The organism is Allobosea sp. BK604 (genome assembly GCF_004341515.1).
Taxonomy (GTDB): Bacteria; Pseudomonadota; Alphaproteobacteria; order Rhizobiales; family Beijerinckiaceae; genus Allobosea.
In genome coordinates this window covers 1-20,678 of sequence record NZ_SLZF01000020.1, presented here as the reverse complement: position 1 = coordinate 20,678, position 20,678 = coordinate 1, and the positions used below count along the sequence as shown (strand labels likewise).

15 protein-coding genes are annotated in these 20,678 nt (G+C 67.2%); 6 read left to right on the top strand and 9 right to left on the bottom strand.

Going from position 1 to position 20,678, the window contains the following annotated elements; translation table 11 throughout:
- Positions 1–100: 100 nt before the first annotated feature.
- Genes EV560_RS35565 through EV560_RS35550 form a run of 4 tightly spaced genes read right to left on the bottom strand, consistent with a single transcriptional unit; the run spans position 101 to position 5,148 of the window.
- Positions 101–1,219, bottom strand: coding sequence for an ABC transporter permease (locus EV560_RS35565; RefSeq protein ID WP_131860611.1), 1,119 nt, complete (start codon positions 1,217–1,219; stop codon positions 101–103).
- Positions 1,220–1,223: 4 nt separating this feature from the next.
- Positions 1,224–2,369, bottom strand: coding sequence for an ABC transporter permease (locus EV560_RS35560; protein WP_131860610.1), 1,146 nt, complete (start codon positions 2,367–2,369; stop codon positions 1,224–1,226).
- Positions 2,366–4,120, bottom strand: coding sequence for an ATP-binding cassette domain-containing protein (locus EV560_RS35555; RefSeq protein ID WP_131860609.1), 1,755 nt, complete (start codon positions 4,118–4,120; stop codon positions 2,366–2,368). Before EV560_RS35555 ends, EV560_RS35560 begins: the two co-directional genes overlap by 4 nt.
- On the bottom strand, positions 4,117–5,148 hold the full coding sequence (locus EV560_RS35550) for an HlyD family secretion protein (protein WP_131860608.1): 1,032 nt from the start codon (positions 5,146–5,148) through the stop codon (positions 4,117–4,119). The genes EV560_RS35555 and EV560_RS35550 overlap by 4 nt, the downstream gene beginning before the upstream one ends.
- A 68-nt stretch (positions 5,149–5,216) precedes the next feature.
- On the opposite strand from EV560_RS35550, the gene EV560_RS35545 reads away from it, so the two are divergent.
- Positions 5,217–5,918, top strand: a complete 702-nt coding sequence (locus EV560_RS35545) for a CerR family C-terminal domain-containing protein (protein WP_131860607.1) — start codon at positions 5,217–5,219, stop codon at positions 5,916–5,918.
- Here EV560_RS35545 and EV560_RS35540 read toward each other — a convergent pair.
- Entirely contained in the window at positions 5,915–6,859 is a 945-nt protein-coding gene (locus EV560_RS35540; RefSeq protein WP_131860606.1) for a LysR family transcriptional regulator, read from the bottom strand. The genes EV560_RS35545 and EV560_RS35540 overlap by 4 nt on opposite strands.
- A gap of 134 nt (positions 6,860–6,993) precedes the next feature.
- Between EV560_RS35540 and EV560_RS35535 the strand changes: the two genes are divergently transcribed.
- The 3 genes from EV560_RS35535 (at position 6,994) to EV560_RS35525 (ending at position 12,404) form a co-directional block, all read left to right on the top strand.
- The gene (locus EV560_RS35535; RefSeq protein ID WP_131860605.1) at positions 6,994–7,830 is read left to right on the top strand and encodes an alpha/beta hydrolase fold domain-containing protein; all 837 of its coding nucleotides are present in this window, start codon (positions 6,994–6,996) and stop codon (positions 7,828–7,830) included.
- Positions 7,831–7,883: 53 nt separating this feature from the next.
- The gene (locus EV560_RS35530; protein ID WP_131860604.1) at positions 7,884–9,125 is read left to right on the top strand and encodes an efflux RND transporter periplasmic adaptor subunit; all 1,242 of its coding nucleotides are present in this window, start codon (positions 7,884–7,886) and stop codon (positions 9,123–9,125) included.
- 93 nt (positions 9,126–9,218) lie between these two features.
- Positions 9,219–12,404, top strand: coding sequence for an efflux RND transporter permease subunit (locus EV560_RS35525; RefSeq protein ID WP_131860603.1), 3,186 nt, complete (start codon positions 9,219–9,221; stop codon positions 12,402–12,404).
- Between the two features lie 58 nt (positions 12,405–12,462).
- Here the strand turns inward: EV560_RS35525 and EV560_RS35520 are convergent, their stop codons facing one another.
- The 4 genes from EV560_RS35520 to EV560_RS35505 form a co-directional block, all read right to left on the bottom strand.
- Entirely contained in the window at positions 12,463–14,091 is a 1,629-nt protein-coding gene (locus tag EV560_RS35520; protein WP_248312370.1) for a DUF4166 domain-containing protein, read from the bottom strand.
- Positions 14,088–15,728, bottom strand: coding sequence for a DCC1-like thiol-disulfide oxidoreductase family protein (locus EV560_RS36810; protein WP_348982299.1), 1,641 nt, complete (start codon positions 15,726–15,728; stop codon positions 14,088–14,090). The genes EV560_RS35520 and EV560_RS36810 overlap by 4 nt, the downstream gene beginning before the upstream one ends.
- Positions 15,729–15,907: 179 nt before the next feature.
- On the bottom strand, positions 15,908–16,519 hold the full coding sequence (locus tag EV560_RS35510) for a methyltransferase family protein (protein ID WP_131860602.1): 612 nt from the start codon (positions 16,517–16,519) through the stop codon (positions 15,908–15,910).
- A gap of 15 nt (positions 16,520–16,534) precedes the next feature.
- Positions 16,535–18,889, bottom strand: coding sequence for a heavy metal translocating P-type ATPase (locus EV560_RS35505; protein ID WP_131860601.1), 2,355 nt, complete (start codon positions 18,887–18,889; stop codon positions 16,535–16,537).
- Positions 18,890–18,964: 75 nt separating this feature from the next.
- Between EV560_RS35505 and EV560_RS35500 the strand changes: the two genes are divergently transcribed.
- Positions 18,965–19,411: a MerR family transcriptional regulator gene (locus EV560_RS35500; RefSeq protein WP_131860600.1), complete on the top strand. Its 447-nt coding sequence runs from the start codon at positions 18,965–18,967 to the stop codon at positions 19,409–19,411.
- 145 nt (positions 19,412–19,556) lie between these two features.
- Positions 19,557–20,492 (top strand): T6SS effector amidase Tae4 family protein, encoded by a 936-nt coding sequence (locus tag EV560_RS35495; RefSeq protein WP_131860599.1) that lies wholly within the window; start codon positions 19,557–19,559, stop codon positions 20,490–20,492.
- Positions 20,493–20,678: the final 186 nt, after the last annotated feature.

Below are 20,678 nucleotides of genomic sequence, written 5' to 3'. Positions count from 1 at the left end.
GCTTACGCGCCCCATCCGCCTGGCCCCGGACGACCCGGAGCAACTCACAACATACAGGATTGCTTCGTCGGCTGCGCCTCCTCGCAATGACGGCGATGTCTCACGCCAGCCGGTTGCGGAACATCCACGCCGCCACCGGCAGGGTCGCGGCCGCGATCGCGACCAGCGCCAGCATCTCCGGCAGGAGCTGCGCTATCCCCGCGCCTTCGAGATAGACCTGCTGTGTGATCGAGATCGCGTAGCGCAGCGGGTTGATATAGGTGAAATACTGCAGCACCTGCGGCATGTTGCCGATCGGCGCGGTCAGCCCCGAGAGCAGCATGAACGGCATCAGCAGCACGAAACTGCCGATCATCGCCTGCTGCATCGTCCCGGCGATGGAGGAGATGAACAGCCCGATCCCGACCGAGGCCGCCAGGAAGAGTACGAGCCCGAGATAGAGCATGCCATAGCTCCCCGAGAACGGGATGCGGAACCAGAGCTGCGCCACCAGCAGGATCATCGTCGCCTGCACCAGCCCGACCATCATCGCCGGGATCGCCTTGCCGACCATGATCTCGGAGGGGCGGAACGGCGTCACCAGCAACTGGTCGAACGTGCCTTCCTCGCGCTCGCGCGCCACCGACATCGCCGTCAGCATCAGCGTCATCATCATGGTGATGGTGCCGACCAGCGCCGGGATCATGTACCAGCGCGTCTCCAGGCTGGGATTGTACCAGGCCCGCGTCGTGATCAGCACCGGCGCGCCGGAGCGCCCATGTGAGGCCTGCCATTCCGCGGCGAAGCCCGAGACGATCTGGCTGACATAGCCCTGCGCCGTGCCGGCCGTGTTCGAGTTGCGCCCGTCGGCGATGACCTGGACCGAGGGTGAGGCGCCGGCCTCCAGCCCGCGCTGGAAATCCTGCGGGATGGTGATCACCAGGAGCGCCCGCTGGTCGTTGATGAACTCGGCGATCTGCCTGTCGAGATCGAGCGTGGCGACGCGGGTGAACACGCCGGAGCCGTCGAGGCGCGAGATCAGCGCGCGCGAGGCGGCGCTGCGATCATGGTCGAGCAGGGCATAGGAGACGTTGTTCAGGTCGTAGGTCGCGGCATAGCCGAAGACCAGGCACTGGATCACCGGCGGGCCGATCAGGCTGATCCGGCTCTTGGGGTCCTTCAGGATCGCCAGCAATTCCTTGCGGATCAGGGCGATGATGCGCAGCAGCGTGTCGAGCATGGCTTTAGCCGATCCTCTTGCGCGTGGCCCGGATGGCGAGCGCGATCAGCAGCGTCGCCATGAAGGCGAGCACGGCCGCGTTCGGCAGGATCACCGGCCAGATGTCGCCCGCCAGGAACAGGGTCTGCAGGATGCTGACGAAATAGCGCGCCGGGAAGACATGCGTCAGCGCCTGGATCGCCATCGGCATGCTGCGGATGTCGAACATGAAGCCCGACAGCATCATCGCCGGCAGGAAGGTGACGATGATGGTGATCTGGCTGGCGACGAACTGGCTCTTGGTCGCGGAGGAGATCAGGAGCCCGATGCCGAGCGCGACGATCAGGTAGAGCATCGAGGCGATGACCAGCAGCGTCAGCGAGCCGCGGATCGGCACGTGGAACAGCAGCTTGGCGCCCGCGATCGAAAGCGCCAGCCCGAGCATGCCGAGCACGAAATAGGGCACGGTCTTGCCGAGCAGGATTTCGGTCGAGCGCACCGGCGTGACGAACAGCGCCTCGAACGTGCCGCGCTCCCATTCGCGCGCGACGACGAGCGCCGTCAGCAGCGCGCCGATCAGCGTCATCACCAGCACGATCAGGCCGGGCACCAGGAAATAGCTGCTGTTATTGGCGTCGTTGAACCACATCCGGTTCTCGACGTCGATCGGCGGCGCGGCGGTGACGCGCCCGAGCGCCGCCTCCCGCGCCATCCAGGTCGCGATCGCACCCTGCGCATAGCCGAGCGAGATGCGCGCGGTATTGGCGTCGGTGCCGTGCACCAGCACCTGGATCTCGGCATTGCCCTGCTCCATGCGGCGGGCGAAATCTGGCGGGATGCGCACGATGGCGTTGACCGTGCGGCTGAGCAGCATGCGCTCGGCCTCGGCCATGGTCTTGACCTCGCGCGCGTTGAAATAGTCGGAGAGCTCGAAGCCGGAGGCGGCGCCGCGCGCCTCGGCCGAGTTCTCCTCCATCACGATCGCGACCGGCACGTTCTTGAGGTCGAAGGAGAGCCCGTAGCCGAACAGGACCAGCAGGATCATCGGCATGACGATGCCGACGATGATGCTGCTCGGATCGCGGAAGACCTGCCAGGTCTCCTTGCGGATCAGCGCTGCGATGCGCCGCCGCCGGCCCCGGCCGGGGCTATGCTCGACGACCGCGCTCATGCTGCGCGCCTTTGCTCGCGTGCCTCTTCGACAATGGCGATGAAGGCGTCCTCCATCGTCGCCTCGCGTCCCTCCTGCGGCTTCGCCCGGGCGCGGATCTCGGCCGGCGTGCCTTCGGCGAGGTTGCGCCCGGCATCGAGGATGATGATCCGGTCGCAATACTCCGCCTCTTCCATGAAATGCGTCGTCACGATCACCGTGACGCCCTGCTCGGAGAGCGAGGTGATGCGGCCCCAGAATTCGCGCCGAGCCATCGGGTCGGCTCCGCTGGTCGCCTCGTCGAGGAAGAGGATGTCCGGCTCGTGCAGCAGGGCCGCACCCATGGCGAGCCGCTGCTTGAAGCCGCCGGGGAGCTGGATGCTCGGCAGCCGGGAAAACTGGTCGAGCTCGAATTGCTGCTTCGCCCAGGCGATGCGTTGCCGCTTGCGGCGCCCGCGCAGCCCATAGGCGCTGGCGAAGAAGTCGAGATTCTCGTCGACGCTGAGCTGCCCGTAGAGCGAGAATTTCTGTGCGACATAGCCGAGCTTCTGGCGCGCCTCCGCCCGCGACGTCCGGAGATCCGCGCCGGCGACGCGCAGCCGTCCTTGCGAGGCCGGCAGCAGCCCACAGAGCATGCGAAAGGTCGTGCTCTTGCCGGCACCGTTGGGGCCGAGCAGCCCGTAGATCTCGCCGCGGCGGACTTTGAAGCTGACATGATCGACGGCGGTGAAATCGCCGAAGGTCCGCACGAGATCGTCGACCTCGACGGCGACCTCGCCGCCAGCGCCGGAAACCGGCCGGTCGAGCTCCATCGCGCTGCGTTCGGCCCGCTCGGCGACATCGGCGAAGAGCACCATGAAGCCGTCCTCGAAACGCGGCGTGGCCGGCCTGCCCGAGACCTCCTGCCCGTCGAGCGCGACGCGCTCGTCCGCGCTTTCCAGCACGATGCGGACCTGGCCGGCCTCGGGGACGGCGTCGATCACGCCTTTCTGCTGGAACAGCTTGGCCTGCAGTGAGCGGGCCGGCATGCCCTCCGGCGTCGCGACGATGAAGACCCGGTCCTTGGCCTCGGCCGTGATCTCCTCGGGCGTGCCCTGCGCCAGCACCTCGCCGGCATGCATGACCACCGCATGGTCGCAGAGCTCGGCCTCGTCGAGATAGGAGGTGCTGACCACGACGGTCAGCCCGTCCTCGCGCACCAGCTTGAGCACGATCTCCCAGAGCTCGCGGCGCGAGAGCGGGTCGACGCCGACAGTCGGCTCGTCGAGCAGCAGGAGTTCGGGCGCCCGCACCAACGTGCAGGCAAGGCCGAGCTTCTGCTTCATGCCGCCGGAGAGCTTGCCGGCCAGTCGCTCGCGGAAGCGGCCGAGCTGGGTCATCTCGAACAAGCGGGGGTAGATCTCCTTCCGCTGCGCCGGCGCGATGCCGTGCAGGTCGGCATAGAGGTCGAGATTCTCCTGGACGCTCAGATCCTCATAGAGCCCGAATTTCTGCGGCATGTAGCCGATGCGGTCCTGCACCTGCTGCGGATCGTCAGCGACCTTGAACCCGACGACCTCCAATTCGCCCCGCTCCTGCGACATCAGCCCGGCGATCAGCCTGAGCAGCGTCGTCTTGCCGGCGCCGTCCGGGCCGACCAGCGCCGTCAGCGTGCCGGCCTTGGCCTCGAAGGAGACATCGTCAAGCGCCTTCACGATCTCGCCGGTCTCGCGCTTGAAGCTCTTGTGCAGGCCTCGCGCCGCGACCAGCGCTGCTGGCGCGTCGGGGTTCATGTCTGCGGCTTTCCGTCGGCGTTCTGCGGCACCGCCTTCGGCTCGGCCCCCGGCAGCAGCCTCACCGTCGCGGGCATGCCGAGCCGCAGCACGTCGGCCGGGTCCTCGACGAAGACGCGTACCTCGTAGACCAGGCTGGTGCGCAGGTCCTCGGTCTGCACCGTCTTCGGCGTGAACTCGGCGACCGGCGAGATGAAGCCGATCCAGCCGTCGAGCGGCTTGTCGGGGAAGGAGTCGGAGATCACCTGCGTACGCTCTCCCGGCCGGATATGACCGAGCTTGGGTTCCGGCACGTAGCTGCGCACCCATTTCGTGCTGCGCTCGGCCACGGAGAAGACCGGCCGCATCGGCGAGGCCATCTCGCCCGGTTCCATCAGCCGCGAGCGCACGATCGCCTCGAAGGGCGCCTTGAGCTCGGCATCGACGAGCTGCTGCTGGATCAGCGCGAGCTGGGCCTCGCTCGCCTGCACCTGCGCCTCGGCTTGCTTGATGTCCTCGATCCGCGGCCCGACCAGTGCGAGATCGAGCGCGCTCTTCGCCACGGCGAGCCTGGCGTTGGCCATCTCGGCCGATGCCCTGGCGATGTCGAGCTCCTGCTGGCTGACGGAGGCGGCTGAGAGATTGCGGCGACGCTCATATTGCGCGGAGGCGTTGACGTAATCGGCACGGGCCGAATTGAGATTGGAGCGAGCTTGCTCGATCTCCTCGGGCCTGGTGCCGTTGCGCAGCTTGAGCAGCACTGCCTTCTGCGAGGCCAGCGCGGCTTCGGCTTGCGCGACCTGCGGCTTCAGGCGCGACGTGTCGAGCCGCGCCAGCACCTGCCCGGCGCGGACGATGTCGCCTTCCTCGACCAGCACGGCGGCGATGCGCTCGTTTCCGTTGAAGGCGAGCGAGGCCTGGCGCAGGTCGACATTGCCATAGAGCGTCAGCTCGTCACCGGTCTTCGGGCGATGCAGGTACCACCACGCGCCACCACCGGCGGCGCCGAGAATGGCGAGGACGAGAAGGATGCGGATTGGCTTGCTCATGGCGCAAAAATACCGCCGCCGCCTCAGAAGTCAAATTTAAATTTAAACTCCATCTTTGATTTATCGCAATGCCGCGTTATGGTCTGCGCATGATGCGCAAATCACCCCGAAAGGTTTCCGGTCGCCGCGAGGACGGCGCCGCGACCAAGGCTCAGATTCTGGAAGCAGCTGGCGAGGTCTTTGCCGAGAAGGGCTTCGAGCGGACGACCGGCAAGGAGATCGCCGAGCGAGCCGGCACCAACTCGGCCGCCGTGAACTATTATTATGGCGGGATCGACGGGCTCTATGCCGAGGTGCTGGTCGAGGCGCACCGGCGCCTGGTGACCTACGACACCTTGCGCGCGCTTGCCGATGCGCCGGGCGAGCCCGCCGACAAGCTGCGCATGCTCATCCGCATGGTGGTGATGACGGTGACCGGCCCGGCCTCCTGGCCGCTACGGGTGCTGAGCCGAGAGATCCTGTCGCCGTCGCCGGCCTTCGTCGTGCTGAAGGAGCGTGAGATCCTGCCGAAGAAGCGCGTCGTGACCGGGCTCATCGGCGATATCCTGGGGCTGCCGCATGATCACGACGCCGTGGCGCGCTCTGTGCTCAGCGTCGTCTCGCCCTTCGTCGTCATGCTGGTCGGCGACCGGGCGGTGCTCGGCCAGATCTTTCCCGGCCTGGCCTCCGGCCCGCCCGCGATCGAGGAGATCATCGCGCATTACCAGCGCTTCGCCTTCGGCGGGCTCGCGGCCGTGGCGGCGGAGCTTGAGGGTCGGAAGGTGGCCTAAGGCCTGTGCCCATCATGCGGCAGCGGCGAGCGCCTCTGGATCAGGTCGTCCTTGGCGAAGAGCACGGCGAGCCAGTCGACGAAGACGCGCACCTTGTTGGAGAGGTGGCGGTTCGGCGGATAGATGATGTGCAGCGGCTTCGGCGCCGAGCACCAGTTGGTCAGGATCGGCACGAGCGCGCCTGACGCCACATGCTCCTGCAGCATGAAGGTCGGTGCCTGGACGACGCCGAGCCCGGCGAGGGCCGCCGCGATATAGCCCGTGCCTTCGTTCAGCGAGACGATGTAGTTGCCCCTGATCTCATGGGCTTCCTTGCCGCCGGCATAGGTAAAGGGGGCGGTCCGGCTGGTGCCGGCATAGCGGTAGCCGACGATGAAATGCTCGCCCTCCAGGTCGGTCGGAGATTGCGGCACGCCGTGCTTCTGGAGGTAGGACGGCGAGGCGGCGGTCTCCATGTACATCTCGCCGATGCGCCGGGCGATCAGGTTCTGGTCGGCGATCTCGCCGCCACGGATGGCGCAGTCGAGATTCTCCGCCAGCAAGTCGGCCGGCCGGTCGCTCAGGCCGAGATCGAGCTGGATCTCGGGATAGCGCTCGTGGAACTCGGCGAGATTGGGAATGATCACGCGCAGCGCCAGCGAGGTGCTGCAATCGACGCGAAGGCGTCCACTGGGACGGGCCTGCGACGAGGCCATGCTGCCGTCGAGCTCGTCGATCTCGTTCAGCACGCGCAGCGCGCGCTCGTAATAGGCCGCGCCATCCATCGTCACCGTGACGCGCCGCGTCGTGCGGTTGAGCAGTTTGGCGCGCAGATGCGTTTCCAATTGCTGGATGTGCTTGGTCACCGTCGGCTTGGGCATGTCGAGCAGGTCGGCGGCGCGGCTGAAGCTGCCGGCCTCGACCACGCGGGTGAAGGCGCGCATGGCGCTGAGCTGGTCCATCACACTCCCCGGGCGAAAGGCGAGATCACGTGATTATTTCTATACGGAAATAATGAATGAGCAAAGTGGCGGTTTATTCCAAAAAGTGCGTCGCCTAAATGATGGTGCACCGCAACAGCGCCGTCGAGCCTGTCATGTCCGCTCTCAAGGCCCTTTCTGAAAGCCACCCAGCCGCGATCACGCGGCGCGAGGTCACGCTTGCGGCCAAGCCCGAGCCGCTTGCAGCCCGGATCTATGCAGCCGAGGGCGTCGGGAAAAGTCCCATCCTCGTCATGCATCTCCATGGCGGCACCTTCAACGACGGCTCGCTCGAGACTGGCGAGGCCGTTGCCACGGTTCTCGCACGTGCGGGTGCGGCGGTGGTCTCGATCGCCTATCCGCTCGCGCCGGAGCACCGTTTTCCGGACGTGCTCGAAGCCGCCTTCGGCGGGCTGGAGGCCGTCTACAAGAACCGCGGCCGGTGGGCTGCCAAGGGTGCGCCGCTTTACGTCGCGGGTGAGGAGGCCGGTGGCAATCTGGCTGCGGCGCTGGCGATGATGGCACGTGACCGCCAGGGCCCGCCGCTCGCCGGCCAGATCCTGCTTTCGCCCATGCTCGACGCCTGCCTCGGCACCTATTCCTTCCGCGCCGCCGATGCCGGCCCGGTCGGCTGCCGCTGGGCCGATGGCTGGCACGATTATCTCGGCTCGCCCGACAAGGCGGCCCATCCCTATGCCGCCCCGCTCGGCGCCTCGCGCCTGGCCGGGCTCGCGCCCGCCCTGCTGATCACCGCCGAGGACGATCTGATGCGGGACGAAACAGCCGATTACGGCCGCAGGCTCCAGGAAGCGGGTGTTCCCGTCCATTTCCACGTGCAACCTGCGCCGAGCAACTGGCCCGAGGCTTACGCCGAGGGTGTCAAGGAAGGCTCCTGCCTCTGTCTGGCACGTGACCATGTAAGCAAGTTCTACGAGTTCACCGCGCCGTCCTGACCCGGACGACGCGGCGCTAATCGCTTTCAAATCCCTCGATAAGGAATGAACCCATGATTCAGGGAACGATCCGTCGTGCCTTGGTGGGCGGCAGCCTGGCCGCCTCCGTCTCTCTTGCCGCCCTGCTGCTCGTCGCCAACGGCGCCAACAAGGCGCAGGGCGACACCGCGCCTGCCGCTCCGCCCGCGACTCCGGTCTCGGTCGCCACGGTCGAGCAGCGCGACCTCATCAACTGGGCCGAATATTCCGGCCGGCTCGAGGCGGTCGATCGCGTCGAGATCCGCTCGCGCGTCTCCGGCGTGGTCGAGGCGGTGCATTTCCAGCAGGGCAATCTGGTCAAGCAGGGCGACCTGCTCTTCAGCATCGACCAGGCGCCCTATCAGGCCGAGTTCGAGCGGGCACAGGCCCAGGTCGTCGCCGCCGAGGCCCGCGTCGCGCTCGCCGCCACCGAATATGAGCGCGGCCAGAAGCTGATGACGACGCAGAATGTCTCGCAGCGCGACCTCGACACCAGGCTGAACACGCTCAAGGAAGCGCAGGCCAACGTGAAGGCGGCCCAGGCGGCTGAGCAGACCGCCCGGCTCAACCTCGACTACACCCAGGTTCGCGCCCCGATCAGCGGCCGGATCGGCCGACTCGAGGTCACCATCGGCAATCTGATCGCGGCCGGCGCCGGCTCATCGCTGCTGACGACCCTGGTCTCGGTCGATCCGATCTATGCCGGCTTCAATGCCGACGAGAAGGCCGTGCTCCAGGCGCTCGCCACGCTGCCGCCAAGCAGTGGCGGCCCGCGCAGGCTCGATCTGATCCCGGTCCAGATGGGCACGGCGACAAGCGAGGGCACGCCGATCACCGGCAAGCTCCAGTTCGTCGACAATGCCGTCGATGCCGGCAGCGGCACGGTGCGCGTGCGCGCCATCTTCGACAACAAGGACGGCACGCTGATGCCGGGCCAGTTCGTCCGCATCCGCATGGGCCAGGCCCGCACCGAGCCGGCGCTCGTCATCAACGAGCGCGCCGTCGGCACCGACCAGAGCAAGAAATTCGTCTTCGTGGTCGGCCCCGACAGCAAGGCTGCCTGGCGCGAGATCACGCTCGGCGCCGGCAGCGAGGGCCTGCGCATCGTCACCAGCGGGCTGAAAGCCGGCGAGCAGATCGTCGTCAACGGCCTGCAGCGCATCCGCGACGGTGCGACCGTCGTGCCCGCGCAGGTGCCGATGGCCGAGAAGAGCGAGCTGCGCCAGCAGCTCGCCAAGAACCAACCCAGCAAAAGCACTGACGTCGCCCAGCGCTGACGTCGTGATCCGGAACTTTCACCCCGGCACATCCTAGCCGCGGGCCTTTTTCAGGCCTGCGGCAACGCCGGAGGTCTGGCCGAGGGGGCCGACATGAATCTCTCAAAATTCTTCATCGACCGCCCGATCTTCGCGGGCGTTCTCTCCGTCCTGATCCTGGTCGCCGGCCTGCTCGCGCTGCGCGCCCTGCCGATCTCGGAATATCCCGAGGTCGTGCCGCCGACCGTGGTGGTGCGCGCGCAATATCCCGGCGCCAATCCGCGCGTCATCGCCGAGACCGTGGCGACACCGATCGAGGAGCAGATCAACGGCGTCGAGGGCATGCTCTACATGTCCAGCCAGGCGACGACCGACGGCGTGATGACGCTGAACGTTACGTTCAAGCTCGGCACCGACCCGGACAAGGCGCAGCAGCTCGTCCAGAACCGCGTCTCCCAGGCCGAGCCGCGGCTGCCGGAGGAGGTGCGCCGCTTCGGCGTCACCACGGTCAAGAGCTCGCCGGACCTGACGATGGTGGTGCACATCACCTCGCCGAACGGCCGCTACGACATGACCTATCTGCGCAACTACGCCGTCCTCAACGTCAAGGACCGGCTGGCGCGCATCGATGGCGTCGGCCAGGTCCAGCTCTTCGGCTCCGGCGACTATTCGCTGCGCGTCTGGCTCGACCCGCAGAAGATGGCCGAGCACGGCCTCTCGCCGAGCGATGTCGTCAACGAGATCCGCGCCCAGAACGTCCAGGCCGCCGCCGGCGTCATCGGCTCCTCGCCGAATGCGCCCGGCCTAGACCTGCAGCTCTCGGTGAACGCTCAGGGGCGCCTCCAGAACGAGGAGGAGTTCGGCGAGATCATCATCAGGACGAGCGCCTCGGGGGCGGTCACCCGCCTGCGCGACGTCGCCCGTATCGAGCTTGGCGCGGCCGATTACGCTCTGCGCTCGCTGCTCAATGGCAAGTCGGCCGTCGCCGTCCCGGTCTTCCAGGCGCCGAACTCGAACGCCATCGCCATTGCCGACCATGTCCGCGAGGTGATGCACGAGATCAAGCAGAACATGCCCGAGGGCGTCGACTACTCGATCGTCTACGACACGACCCAGTTCGTCCGTGCCTCGATCGAGGCCGTCGTCCACACGCTGCTGGAGGCGATCGCGCTCGTCGTCCTCGTCGTCATCGTCTTCCTGCAGACCTGGCGGGCCTCGATCATCCCGCTCGTCGCCGTGCCGGTCTCGGTCATCGGCACCTTCGCGGTGATGTATCTCTTCGGCTTCTCGATCAACGCGCTCTCGCTCTTCGGCCTGGTGCTGGCGATCGGCATCGTCGTCGACGACGCGATTGTCGTGGTCGAGAATGTCGAGCGCAACATCGAGAATGGCTTGGCCCCGCGCGAGGCGACCTACAAGGCGATGCGCGAGGTCTCAGGCCCGATCATCGCGATCGCGCTCGTGCTCGTCGCGGTCTTCGTGCCGCTCGCCTTCATCAGCGGCCTGACCGGCCAGTTCTATCGCCAGTTCGCACTGACCATCGCGATCTCGACGGTGATCTCGGCGATCAACTCGCTGACGCTCTCGCCGGCGCTGGCGGCGCTGCTGCTGAAGGGGCACCACGCCCCGAAGGACGCGCTGACCCGCTTCATGGATGCGGTGTTCGGCTGGTTCTTCCGCGGCTTCAACCGCGTCTTCCATCGCGGTTCGGAGGCCTATGGCGGCGGCGTCAAGCGCATCCTGGGCCGCAAGACGATCATGATGGTGGTCTATATCGGCCTGGTCGGCCTGACGGTCGGCCTGTTCCGTACCATTCCCGGCGGCTTCGTCCCAGGGCAGGACAAGCAGTACCTCGTCGGCTTCGCCCAGCTTCCCGATGCGGCCACGCTCGACCGCACCGAGGACGTCATCCGCCGCATGGACGAGATCGCGCTGAAGCATCCCGGCGTCGAGAACGCGATCTCCTTCCCGGGCCTCTCGATCAACGGCTTCACCAACTCGTCCAACGCGGGCATCGTCTTCGTCGGCCTGAAGCCCTTCGAGCAGCGCAAGACTCCGGACCTGAACGGCGCGGCGATCGCCATGCAGCTCAACAAGGAGTTCGCCGGCATCAAGGAGGCGTTCATCGCCATGTTCCCGCCGCCGCCCGTCCAGGGCCTCGGCACGATCGGCGGCTTCAAGCTGCAGATCGAGGATCGCGCCGGCCTCGGCTACAAGGCGCTCGACGAGGCGACCAAGGCCTTCATGGCCAAGGCCGCGACGGCGCCCGAGCTCGCCGGCATGTTCTCGAGCTTCCAGGTCAATGTCCCGCAGCTCTATACCGATATCGACCGCACCAAGGCCCGCCAGCTTGGCGTCGCCGTCACCGATGTGTTCGACACGCTGCAGATCTATCTCGGCTCGTCCTATGTGAACGACTTCAACAAGTTCGGCCGCACCTATACGGTGCGCGTCCAGGCCGACGCGCCCTTCCGCGCCTATGCCGAGGATATCGGCAAGCTGAAGGTCCGCTCGAAGACCGGCGAGATGGTGCCGCTCAGCGCCGTGCTGAACGTGCGCAACGACACCGGCCCGGAACGCGCCATGCGCTATAACGGCTTCCTCAGCGCCGACATCAATGCCGGCGCCGCCCCGGGCTATTCCTCCGGCCAGGCCCAGGCCGCCGCCGCGCGCATCGCCGAGGAGACGCTGCCCAAGGGCTTCGCCTTCGAATGGACCGAGCTGACCTATCAGGAGATCCTGGCCGGCAACTCCTCGCTGCTCGTCTTCCCGTTGGCGATCCTGCTCGTCTTCCTGGTGCTGGCCGCCCAGTATGAGAGCCTGACGCTGCCCATCGCGATCATCATGATCATCCCGATGGGCCTGCTCGCGGCGATGACCGGCGTCTGGTACACTGGCGGGGACAACAACGTCTTCACCCAGATCGGCCTCGTCGTCCTGGTCGGACTATCGGCCAAGAACGCGATCCTCATCGTCGAATTCGCGCGCGAGCTCGAATTCGAGGGCAGGACTCCGGTCGAAGCCGCGATCGAGGCCAGCCGCCTGCGCCTGCGTCCGATCCTGATGACCTCGCTCGCCTTCATCATGGGCGTGGTCCCGCTGGTGACCTCGACCGGCGCCGGCGCCGAGATGCGGCAGGCGATGGGCATCGCAGTCTTCGCAGGCATGATCGGCGTCACCGCCTTCGGCATCTTCCTGACGCCGGTCTTCTACGTGCTGATGCGTCAGCTCACCGGCAACAAGCCCCTGAAGAACATCGAGCAGGAGCTTGCCGAGCACGAAGTCCCCAAGGCGGCCTGACGTCTCCGCACGACATCGAGCCGTTCGAGAACGCGCCGGGCTGGTCCCCGGCGCGTTTTCATTTGGACCGGGGCTCCAGCCAACCGCGGTAATGCACGACAAGGCCGATCAGCGGCAGTGCGATCGGCGAGTCGAAATGGAAGCGGCCATCCTCCTGCCATTCCCGCGCCAGCGAGCGCGGCGCCAGCGCGAGCGGGAGGGGCAGCCGCCCGAGCCACCAGCGCTTCAGATGCATGGCAAGGCCCGTCTCGCCGGCGGCGAGATGGAAGCCGAAGCGCAGCAACCCGAAGTGCTCGACCAGGAATTCGCCATCCTGCGAGAGCTCGCTCCTGAAGCGTTTGCCGGAGAAGTCGCGGGTCCAGGCCTCCACGCCGTCTTGCTCGTTGAACGAGACATGCAACGCATGCTCACCCTCGGCCGGAAAGCCGAAAAGGGCTGCGACCAACCGGGCAAGGGGGCTCTTGCCGCGCGTGACCGTCCCGCGCCCGCTTGCGCCATCGTCGCGCAGCACGCCATGCATGGCGCGGACAGCGTCCGGCATCCCGGCAAAACGTGATCCCAATACGCGTTCATAGAGCGCCGGCGGCTGCGGCAGCTCGGTTGTCTCATGGCGAATGGCGAGGCGGGAGAAGGCCGGCTCGAACTCGGCAAGCGTTAGCAACTCCCCGGCATCGCGCGCGCCGGGCGCGATGCTGCCGGTTGCCAATCGGTCGACCAGGATCGCCGCCGCCAGCCCCGGAATCTCCGGCCCGTCGCCGTTTTTGGCGATCAGCGTCCAGCGCCGCTCGACGCGCTTGCCGTCAGCGAAGCCGAACAGGCGAACGATCATGCCGGAACGATCGCTGCCGAGGCCGGCCGTCAGCTTCTGCGCTCGAAGCACCGGCGGCACGAAGCGAGTGAGGTCGAGCAGCCCCCAGCGCACCGGCCAGCTCGCCAGCCACAGCATCAGGTTCTGCCAGGCCATTTCGGTGCCGGCCCGGAAGCTCACGGCCGGCTTGCCCGGCAGCCTGTCGGGCATGAGCGACAGGTCCGGCACGTCGACGAGCCCGACGATCCGACCACGCAAAGGCGGCTCGCTCGCCACGGTGAAGTCGATCCGCTGCAGATCCTGCCAGCCATGGCCTGTCGTCTCGCGCCGGCCACGCCGAAGCGGGATCGGCTTGCCGATATAGGAAAAGATCGCCCTGGTGACCGAGGGCCCGGCCGTCGCCCGGTTCGAGGCGCTGATCGCCATCTCGACGGCGCTGACCCGCTCCATGCCGGCCGCAAGTTCGCGCACCGCCGCGCCCGAGAGCGCAGGCACGCTGGAGGCGCCGGCGATCACCGCCACGCCTGCCGCGCGCGCTGCCTCATCGAGCGCGCCGATCCCGGCGACGAAATCGCGTCCGTCGGCAATGTCGAGATAATGGCAGCCCGCCGCGATGCAGGCCCGCGCCACGTCATAGCCCGCGCCCTGGAACGGTCCTGCCGCATCGATCAGGGCAACGGGCCTGTGCTCGGCCAGCGCCGCCGAGAGCCCGTTGTCGCGATCGATCACGAGGGGAACGAGGCCCGGCTGTTGGGCGCAGAAGCGCTCGGCCTTCTCGCGGTTGCGGCCGCCGACCAGCACCTCGTGCCCGGCACTGGCCAGCCGTCGTGCGATGCGGGCGCCGAAGCCGCCATAACCGCCGAGCAGGAGGATCTTCACAGGATGCGGTCCGCGACGTCGGGTGTCGGCCGCCAGCAGGTTTCGCGCTTTCCGAACCAGCGATAGCGGTTGCGGGCGACGAGGCGATAGAGCCTGTCGCGCAGGGCGCGCGGAACGAGCTTGGCGATCCGCGCCGCGCGCCAGGGCCAGCCGAGCCCAGTGGCAATGCCGATCACGGCATCCGAATGGCTGAGTACCCGCCCATTCTCGACGAGGAGCATTGTCTGGAAATCCTCGGTCGGCAGGCCGAGCCGGCGGTAGAGCTCCTGGCCGATCACTCCCTGCGCCGTCGTCAGATTGAAGCGGCGCGCATGGTCGTGGCGCAGCACGAACTGCGCCTGTACCGAACACATGACGCAATCGCCGTCGAAGACGATCAGCGGCCGCCCGCGAGTCCTGGCCGCTAACTCCGGCCCAAAGTCCGCAGGCGCCCGAACCGACAGCCCAAGCGACCGCAGAGGCCAGCCGATCAGCCCGCTCACCATTGCCGCCAGAACCCATGGCCCTGGTGGAATGCGGGACAACGGCCCGGCGATCCGATCGCGCAGGAAGGGCAGGGCGCGGCTGTCCGACTGGTAGACCGGCGTGAACAACGCGCTCATGCCCTGATAGAGCCGGACATGGCCACGGCGCAGCGCAACGGCCTTGCCGAGCGCGAGCGCCGGATCGTCGTTCTCGCGCAGCGCCTTGGCCAGCGCATGGGCGTCGAGCAGCGCCATGTTTGCGCCCTGGCCGAGCTGCGGGCTGGTCGAATGCCAGGAATCGCCGAGATGGATCAGCCCGGGCTCCGCCGGTCGCGCAAGTGTGCGCTGGGAATAGCGCGCGAAGGTGAGTTGTTCCGGCGTCCTGACCTGGTCGAGGAAGGGCGCGGTCGCCGGCCAGAGCTTCAGCACCTCCGCCTTCCAGGTCGCGAGCCCAGCCTGCCGCCAGGCATCGAGCGCGTCGGCCCGCAGGGACCAGAAGAAGGTGGCCTTCGGCCGCTCTTCTGGCGATGGACGTCCGATCGGCAGCACGCCGACCATCCGGCTGGCGCGCAGATAGCGCTGCTCCAGGGCGGCAGGGTCGAAGCCGGCGCCGTCGACCCAGTCGAGGCTCGCCCAGAAGGCGCCGTAGCTCAGCGCCCGCCCGGTCGGCGCCGCGAGCGGGCTCGAGGTGCCGAGCGCATCGACGACGAGATCGAATGGTCCGGCCTGCCCGCCGTCGGCGAAGCTCAGCACGCGGCGGCCATCCGGGGCGAGTTCCGCCGAGGTGACACCGCGCCCGGTGAGGATCGGAATCCGCGCGGCGCTCGCCGCGTTGTAGAGCGCGCCGAACAGCGCGGCGCGGTGGATGCCGATGCCATGGCCGGCACCGTTCCCGAGCGCGGCATAGCGCACGTCGAGCACGATGCGTTCTGACGGCACGGAACAGCCGAAGAGCCGGTCGATCCGCGCGCCGGCGGCGAGGATCTCGGCATCCAGCCCGAGCTCGTGCAGCACGGCGAGGCCGGTGGGCTGGATCATCAACCCGGAGCCGACCGGCTGCGGCGTCTCGAAGCGCTCGTAGATGGTGACGCGGTGCCCGTCGCGATGGAGCAGCAAGGCCGCAGCCAGTCCAGCCGGTCCGCAGCCCGCGATCGCGATTGTCCTGGTCGGCATGGGTCCATCGGGCGAGGCGTCGTCTACGCAGACGCTATGGTCTCGCCAGTCCCGCGGCAATGGGGCGTGCCGCCGCTCCCGTCATTGCGAGTGGCGTTAGCGACGAAGCAATCCAGGAGGACTGGGTGCCCGGTGCCCCTGGATTGCATCGCTGCGCTCGCAACGACGGGTGGCGTGTGTCAGCCCGCTCGATAGGTTCCGAGCCAACGCCGGACCTTGCGCCGATAGGCGAGATAGGGTTCGCCGAGCGATGTCGCGAGCACGCGCTCCTCGATCCGGACCTGCAGCCAGATCGTGATAAGCAGCGCCAGCGTGAGCGCCGCCTGGATCAGGTTGGGCAGGACGATGAACAGCCCGATGAACAGCAGGGCTTGGCCGACGAAGACCGGATTGCGCGAGATCGCGAAAGGGCCGCTCTCGACGATCGGCCCCTGTTCGCCCGCGGCGGCGCCGATCCGCCAGGAGGCGCCCATATACCGCTGCGAGATGATGGCGATGCACGCGCCGATGACGCAGAAGAGATGACCGAGCAGGTCGTACCAGGTGCCGTCGAACCAATGCGCGATCGGATCGTTCGCGATCGGATCGCCGAAGGCTGCGATGACGAGCGGCCAGAGCACGCTGCCGGCGAATGCGATGCGGAAGAGCAGGGCGGGGACCGTCTGCCCGCCGCCCTTGCCGAAGAGCCAGATCGGCCGCCCGGCCTCCTTGGCCAGGATCGCCGACATGGCGAGGAAGCTGATGACGTAGACGAGCACCATCAGGTAGCTCATCGCCTCCATCGCGGTCATCGCTGGTGCTCCCGTTCAGTCCGTCTTGCCGGCATCGAAGCGCAGCAGGCGCAGCGCATTGGCCGTGACGATCACCGTCGCGCCGGTATCGGCCAGGATCGCGACCCAGAGCCCGGTATAGCCAAAGATGCTGGTCACCAGGAAAACCGCCTTCAGGCCGAGCGCGATCGCGATATTCGCCCGGATATTGCCCATCGTCGCCCGCGCCAGCCGGATCAGCGCCGGCACGTCGCGCACCCGGCTCTTGAGCAGCGCGCCATCCGCCGTCTCCAGCGCGACATCGGTGCCCGAGCCCATGGCGACACCGACGGTCGCTGCCGCCAGCGCTGGGGCATCGTTGATGCCGTCGCCGACCATCATCACCGGCGTCGCCGCGGCATAGTCCTTGATCGCCGTGACCTTGCCGTCCGGCATCAGTTCGGCCTTGTGCTCCATGCCGAGCGCGCCGGCGATGGCCTGAGCCGTGCGGGCATTGTCGCCGGTCAGCATCACCGAGCGGATGCCGAGCTGCTTCAGCTCCGCCACGGCTTGCGCCGCATCCTCGCGCGGCTCGTCGCGCAAGGCGATCAGCCCGGCGAGCGTACCACCCGCGATGACGGCGGCGACCGTCTTGCCGGCGCTCTCCAGCTTGGCGACGGCGGCCTGCGCCTTGTCGTCGAAATCGGCGCGGCTTCCGGCATGGCGCGGCGCACCGACGAAAATCGCTTCGCCGCCGACCGTTCCGGTGACGCCCTGGCCGGCAATCGCGGTCGAGCCTGAGGCGGGTGCGAAGCCAATGGAATCGGCCTTGGCTCGGTCCAGCACTGCCTGAGCCAGCGGATGGCTCGACCCTGCCTCGACCGCCGCCGCCAACGCCACGACCTCGCGTTCCGTCCGCCCGAGGGCGATGACGTCGGTGACGCGCGGCGTGCCTTGCGTCAGCGTGCCGGTCTTGTCGAAGGCGACGATGCCGGTCTTCGCTGCAGCCTCGATCACGACGCCGCCCTTCATCAGCAGGCCGCTGCGAGCGCCGGCCGAGAGCGAGGCCGCGATCGCCGCCGGCACCGAGATCACCAGCGCGCAGGGGCAGCCGATCAGCAGCAGCGCCAGCGCCCGGTAGATCCAGACCGACCATTCGCCGCCGAAGAACAGCGGTGGCACCACCAGCACGAGCAGCGCCAGCCCGACGATCGCGGGCATATAGACGCGCGAGAAGCGGTCGATGAAGCGCTCGGTCGGCGCCCGCGCCTCCTGCGCCTCCTCGACCAGGCGGATGATGCGGGAGATGGTGTTGTCCTCCGCCGCCTTGCTGACGCGCACGCGCAAGGCCGCCTCGCGATTGACCGAGCCGGCATAGACCGCCTCGCCGACGCCCTTGGTCTTCGGCACGGATTCGCCGGTCACCGGGCTTTCGTCGATGCCGGAGACGCCGTTGGTGATCTCGCCATCGGCCGAGATGCGGTCGCCGGGACGCACGAGCACGGTCTGGCCGATCCTGAGCGCGGCGGCATCGACCTGCCGCGTCGAGCCGTTTTCCTCGATCAGCGCGGTCTTCGGCACGAGCTCGCCGAGCGCGCGGATCGAGGCGCGGGCGCGATCCGCCGCGACGCCCTCCAGCACCTCGCCGACCGCGAAGAGGAAGACGACCAAAGCCGCTTCCTCGGCCGCGCCGATGAAGAGCGCGCCGATGGCGGCGATCGTCATCAGCATCTCGATGGTGAAGGGCAGGCCGGCGCGCGCGGCAGCGAAGGCGCGCCTGGCTACCGGTGCGACGCCGATCAGGCAGGCCAGGATGAAGACCCAATGTGCCGCCGCCGGCCAGATCATGCTCGCGGTCCAGGCAGCGGCAAGCAGCGCACCCGTACCGAGCACGAGCTTGCCCTTGCCGGTCTGCCACCAGCGCATGCCCTCAGGCGTCGCCTCATGGACATGTCCGGGCATGCCGTGGCCCGCATCCGCCTTGGCGGCGGCATGATCATGCTTGTGGCCATGGTCGTGGCCTTCGTGGCCATGGCCGTGATGGGCATGGTCATGACCCGCGTGGTCATGGCCCACGTGATCATGACCGCGATGATCGTCCTGACCGTGCTCATGCTTGTGGTCGTGAGCGCAGCAGCCGCAGGATGCCGGCTCCGTCGCGGGGCTTGCTGCCGTCTTCGCCGCAACCGGCGTCGCCGTATAGCCGAGCCCGGTCACGCGCCGCTCGACCGCCGCCGCCTCGCCGGCATCCCGGTCGAGCGTGAGCGTCATCGTCTCGCTCATCACCGAGAGTTTTACATCGCTGACGCCTGGCAGCTTCTCGACCGCGGCGCGGATCGTCGCGGCGCAGCTCGGGCAGTCCATGCCGCCGACCTTCCAGCTCAGGAGCTCGGTTTCGCTGCGATTGGCCATGCTCGTCTCCGCTTGTCGCCGCCGTGAGACACCCTATGTACAAGCTGGAGTGACTAGAGGTTCAAGAGGGAAAACATGCTCGCCGCAAAAAAACTCGAGCGCGTCGTCCCGATCGGCGCCCTGGCGGAAGAGACCGGGGTCAAGGTCGAGACCATCCGCTACTACGAGCAGGTCGGCCTGCTGCCCCCTCCGGAGCGCTCGGAAGGCAACCAGCGCCGCTATGGCCGCAAGCATGTCGAGCGTCTCGCCTTCATCAAGCACGCGCGAGATCTCGGCTTCCCGGTCGATGGCATCCGCACCTTGCTGCATCTCTCGGATACGCCCGGCATCGCTTGCGACGAGGCACATGCCATCGCCGCCGGGCATCTCGACGAGGTCCGGCGCAAGATCGCGCGGCTGCGCTCGCTCGAAGCCGAACTCGCCCGCATCGCCAAGACCTGTGCTGGTGGCGTGAAAGCCTGCGATTGCGCGATCATCGAGGCGCTGGCCGATCACAGCCATTGCAGCCACGAGGCCCATTGAAGGCGCCCGATGGTCAGTCCTTCGAATGAGGGACGACGATGGCATCGTCTCGGTTCTTACTGCCTGGCATAAGCAGCCCGCGTGATCGGTCGGATTGCTCGATCATCCCTGCGCCGGCTGCAAACCCAGCGGGAGGCCGTATCCGATGGCCAACGAGCAAGACGGCAAGCTGCGGCTGGACGCAGCCAAGCTGATCCAGAGCTACCCCACCTATCGATCGCTGCCGGCGCCGATGAAGACCTATGTCGACAGCCTGAATGCGCCGGTGATCAAGAACAACAAGGAGGTGGACGAATGGAACCTCGCCCATCCCACTGAGACGCCCAAGAAAAAGCAGGCGATGAACACGCCGTGCTGCTTCCAGGTCAGCTGGGCGCTCAACGCTGTCGGCGGCGACCACACCATTCCACCGTCGAGCCCGCGGCCGCGGCCGAACGCTCATTTCGGCGGCGGCTACCATCTCGGTGCGGTCGACGAGCTGGAGAGCTATCTCAATGGAAAATACGGTCAGGGCGAGACCGTGAAGACCAGCACCCGCAAGACCCGAAAGGACATGGAGGCCTATCTCGCCGGCCGGCAGGGCATCCTGGCTTTCAGGGAAGGCTGGGCCGGCGCGCATACCGAAATCTGGGACAAGAACCGGGTCCTCCAGAACGGTGCCCCGATCGGCAACAACACCAGCGGCGTCGCCACGATCGACGCCAATTGGATGTGGGCCCGGCCCAACATCTATTTCTGGGAGGTCGTGCCGGACCGACCCGCGTTTATCCTGCCGTCCTGGCTGGGCGGCTGGTGGGTCGTCACCGACATGATGGACACCTACTATTACTACTTCTATCCGGACGGCACGGTCGTTTACCGGAGGGTCGCGCCGAGCTTTCCGAACTGCCCGCTCCCGACCGAAGCCAATTCGGGCACTCTTTCAGCCGGCCCGGCTTCGTCGCTCCGCATCCAGTGGAATGACGAGGACTACGCCGCAGAGCTCTATGCCTATCCGCCCATTTCGAGCGTGACGAGAATGGTGGGCAGCTACGAGAACCTCGCGGCGCTGCCATTCAGGGCGGCGAAGATGAATTTCTAGAGCATTTCCGCGTTTCTCCGAATCGCGAAAATTCTCTATCTATTTGTTTTGACGCATTTTCTTCACGCGAACCGGTGCCCACTTCGCTCGAAAATGCTCTAGAGCGTTTCATGTTTTGATTGAAGCGTATCCGGCGTTGTTGAGGTAATTTGCGCATTCGTCTGAGGTGATGGTCTCGACGAGGTG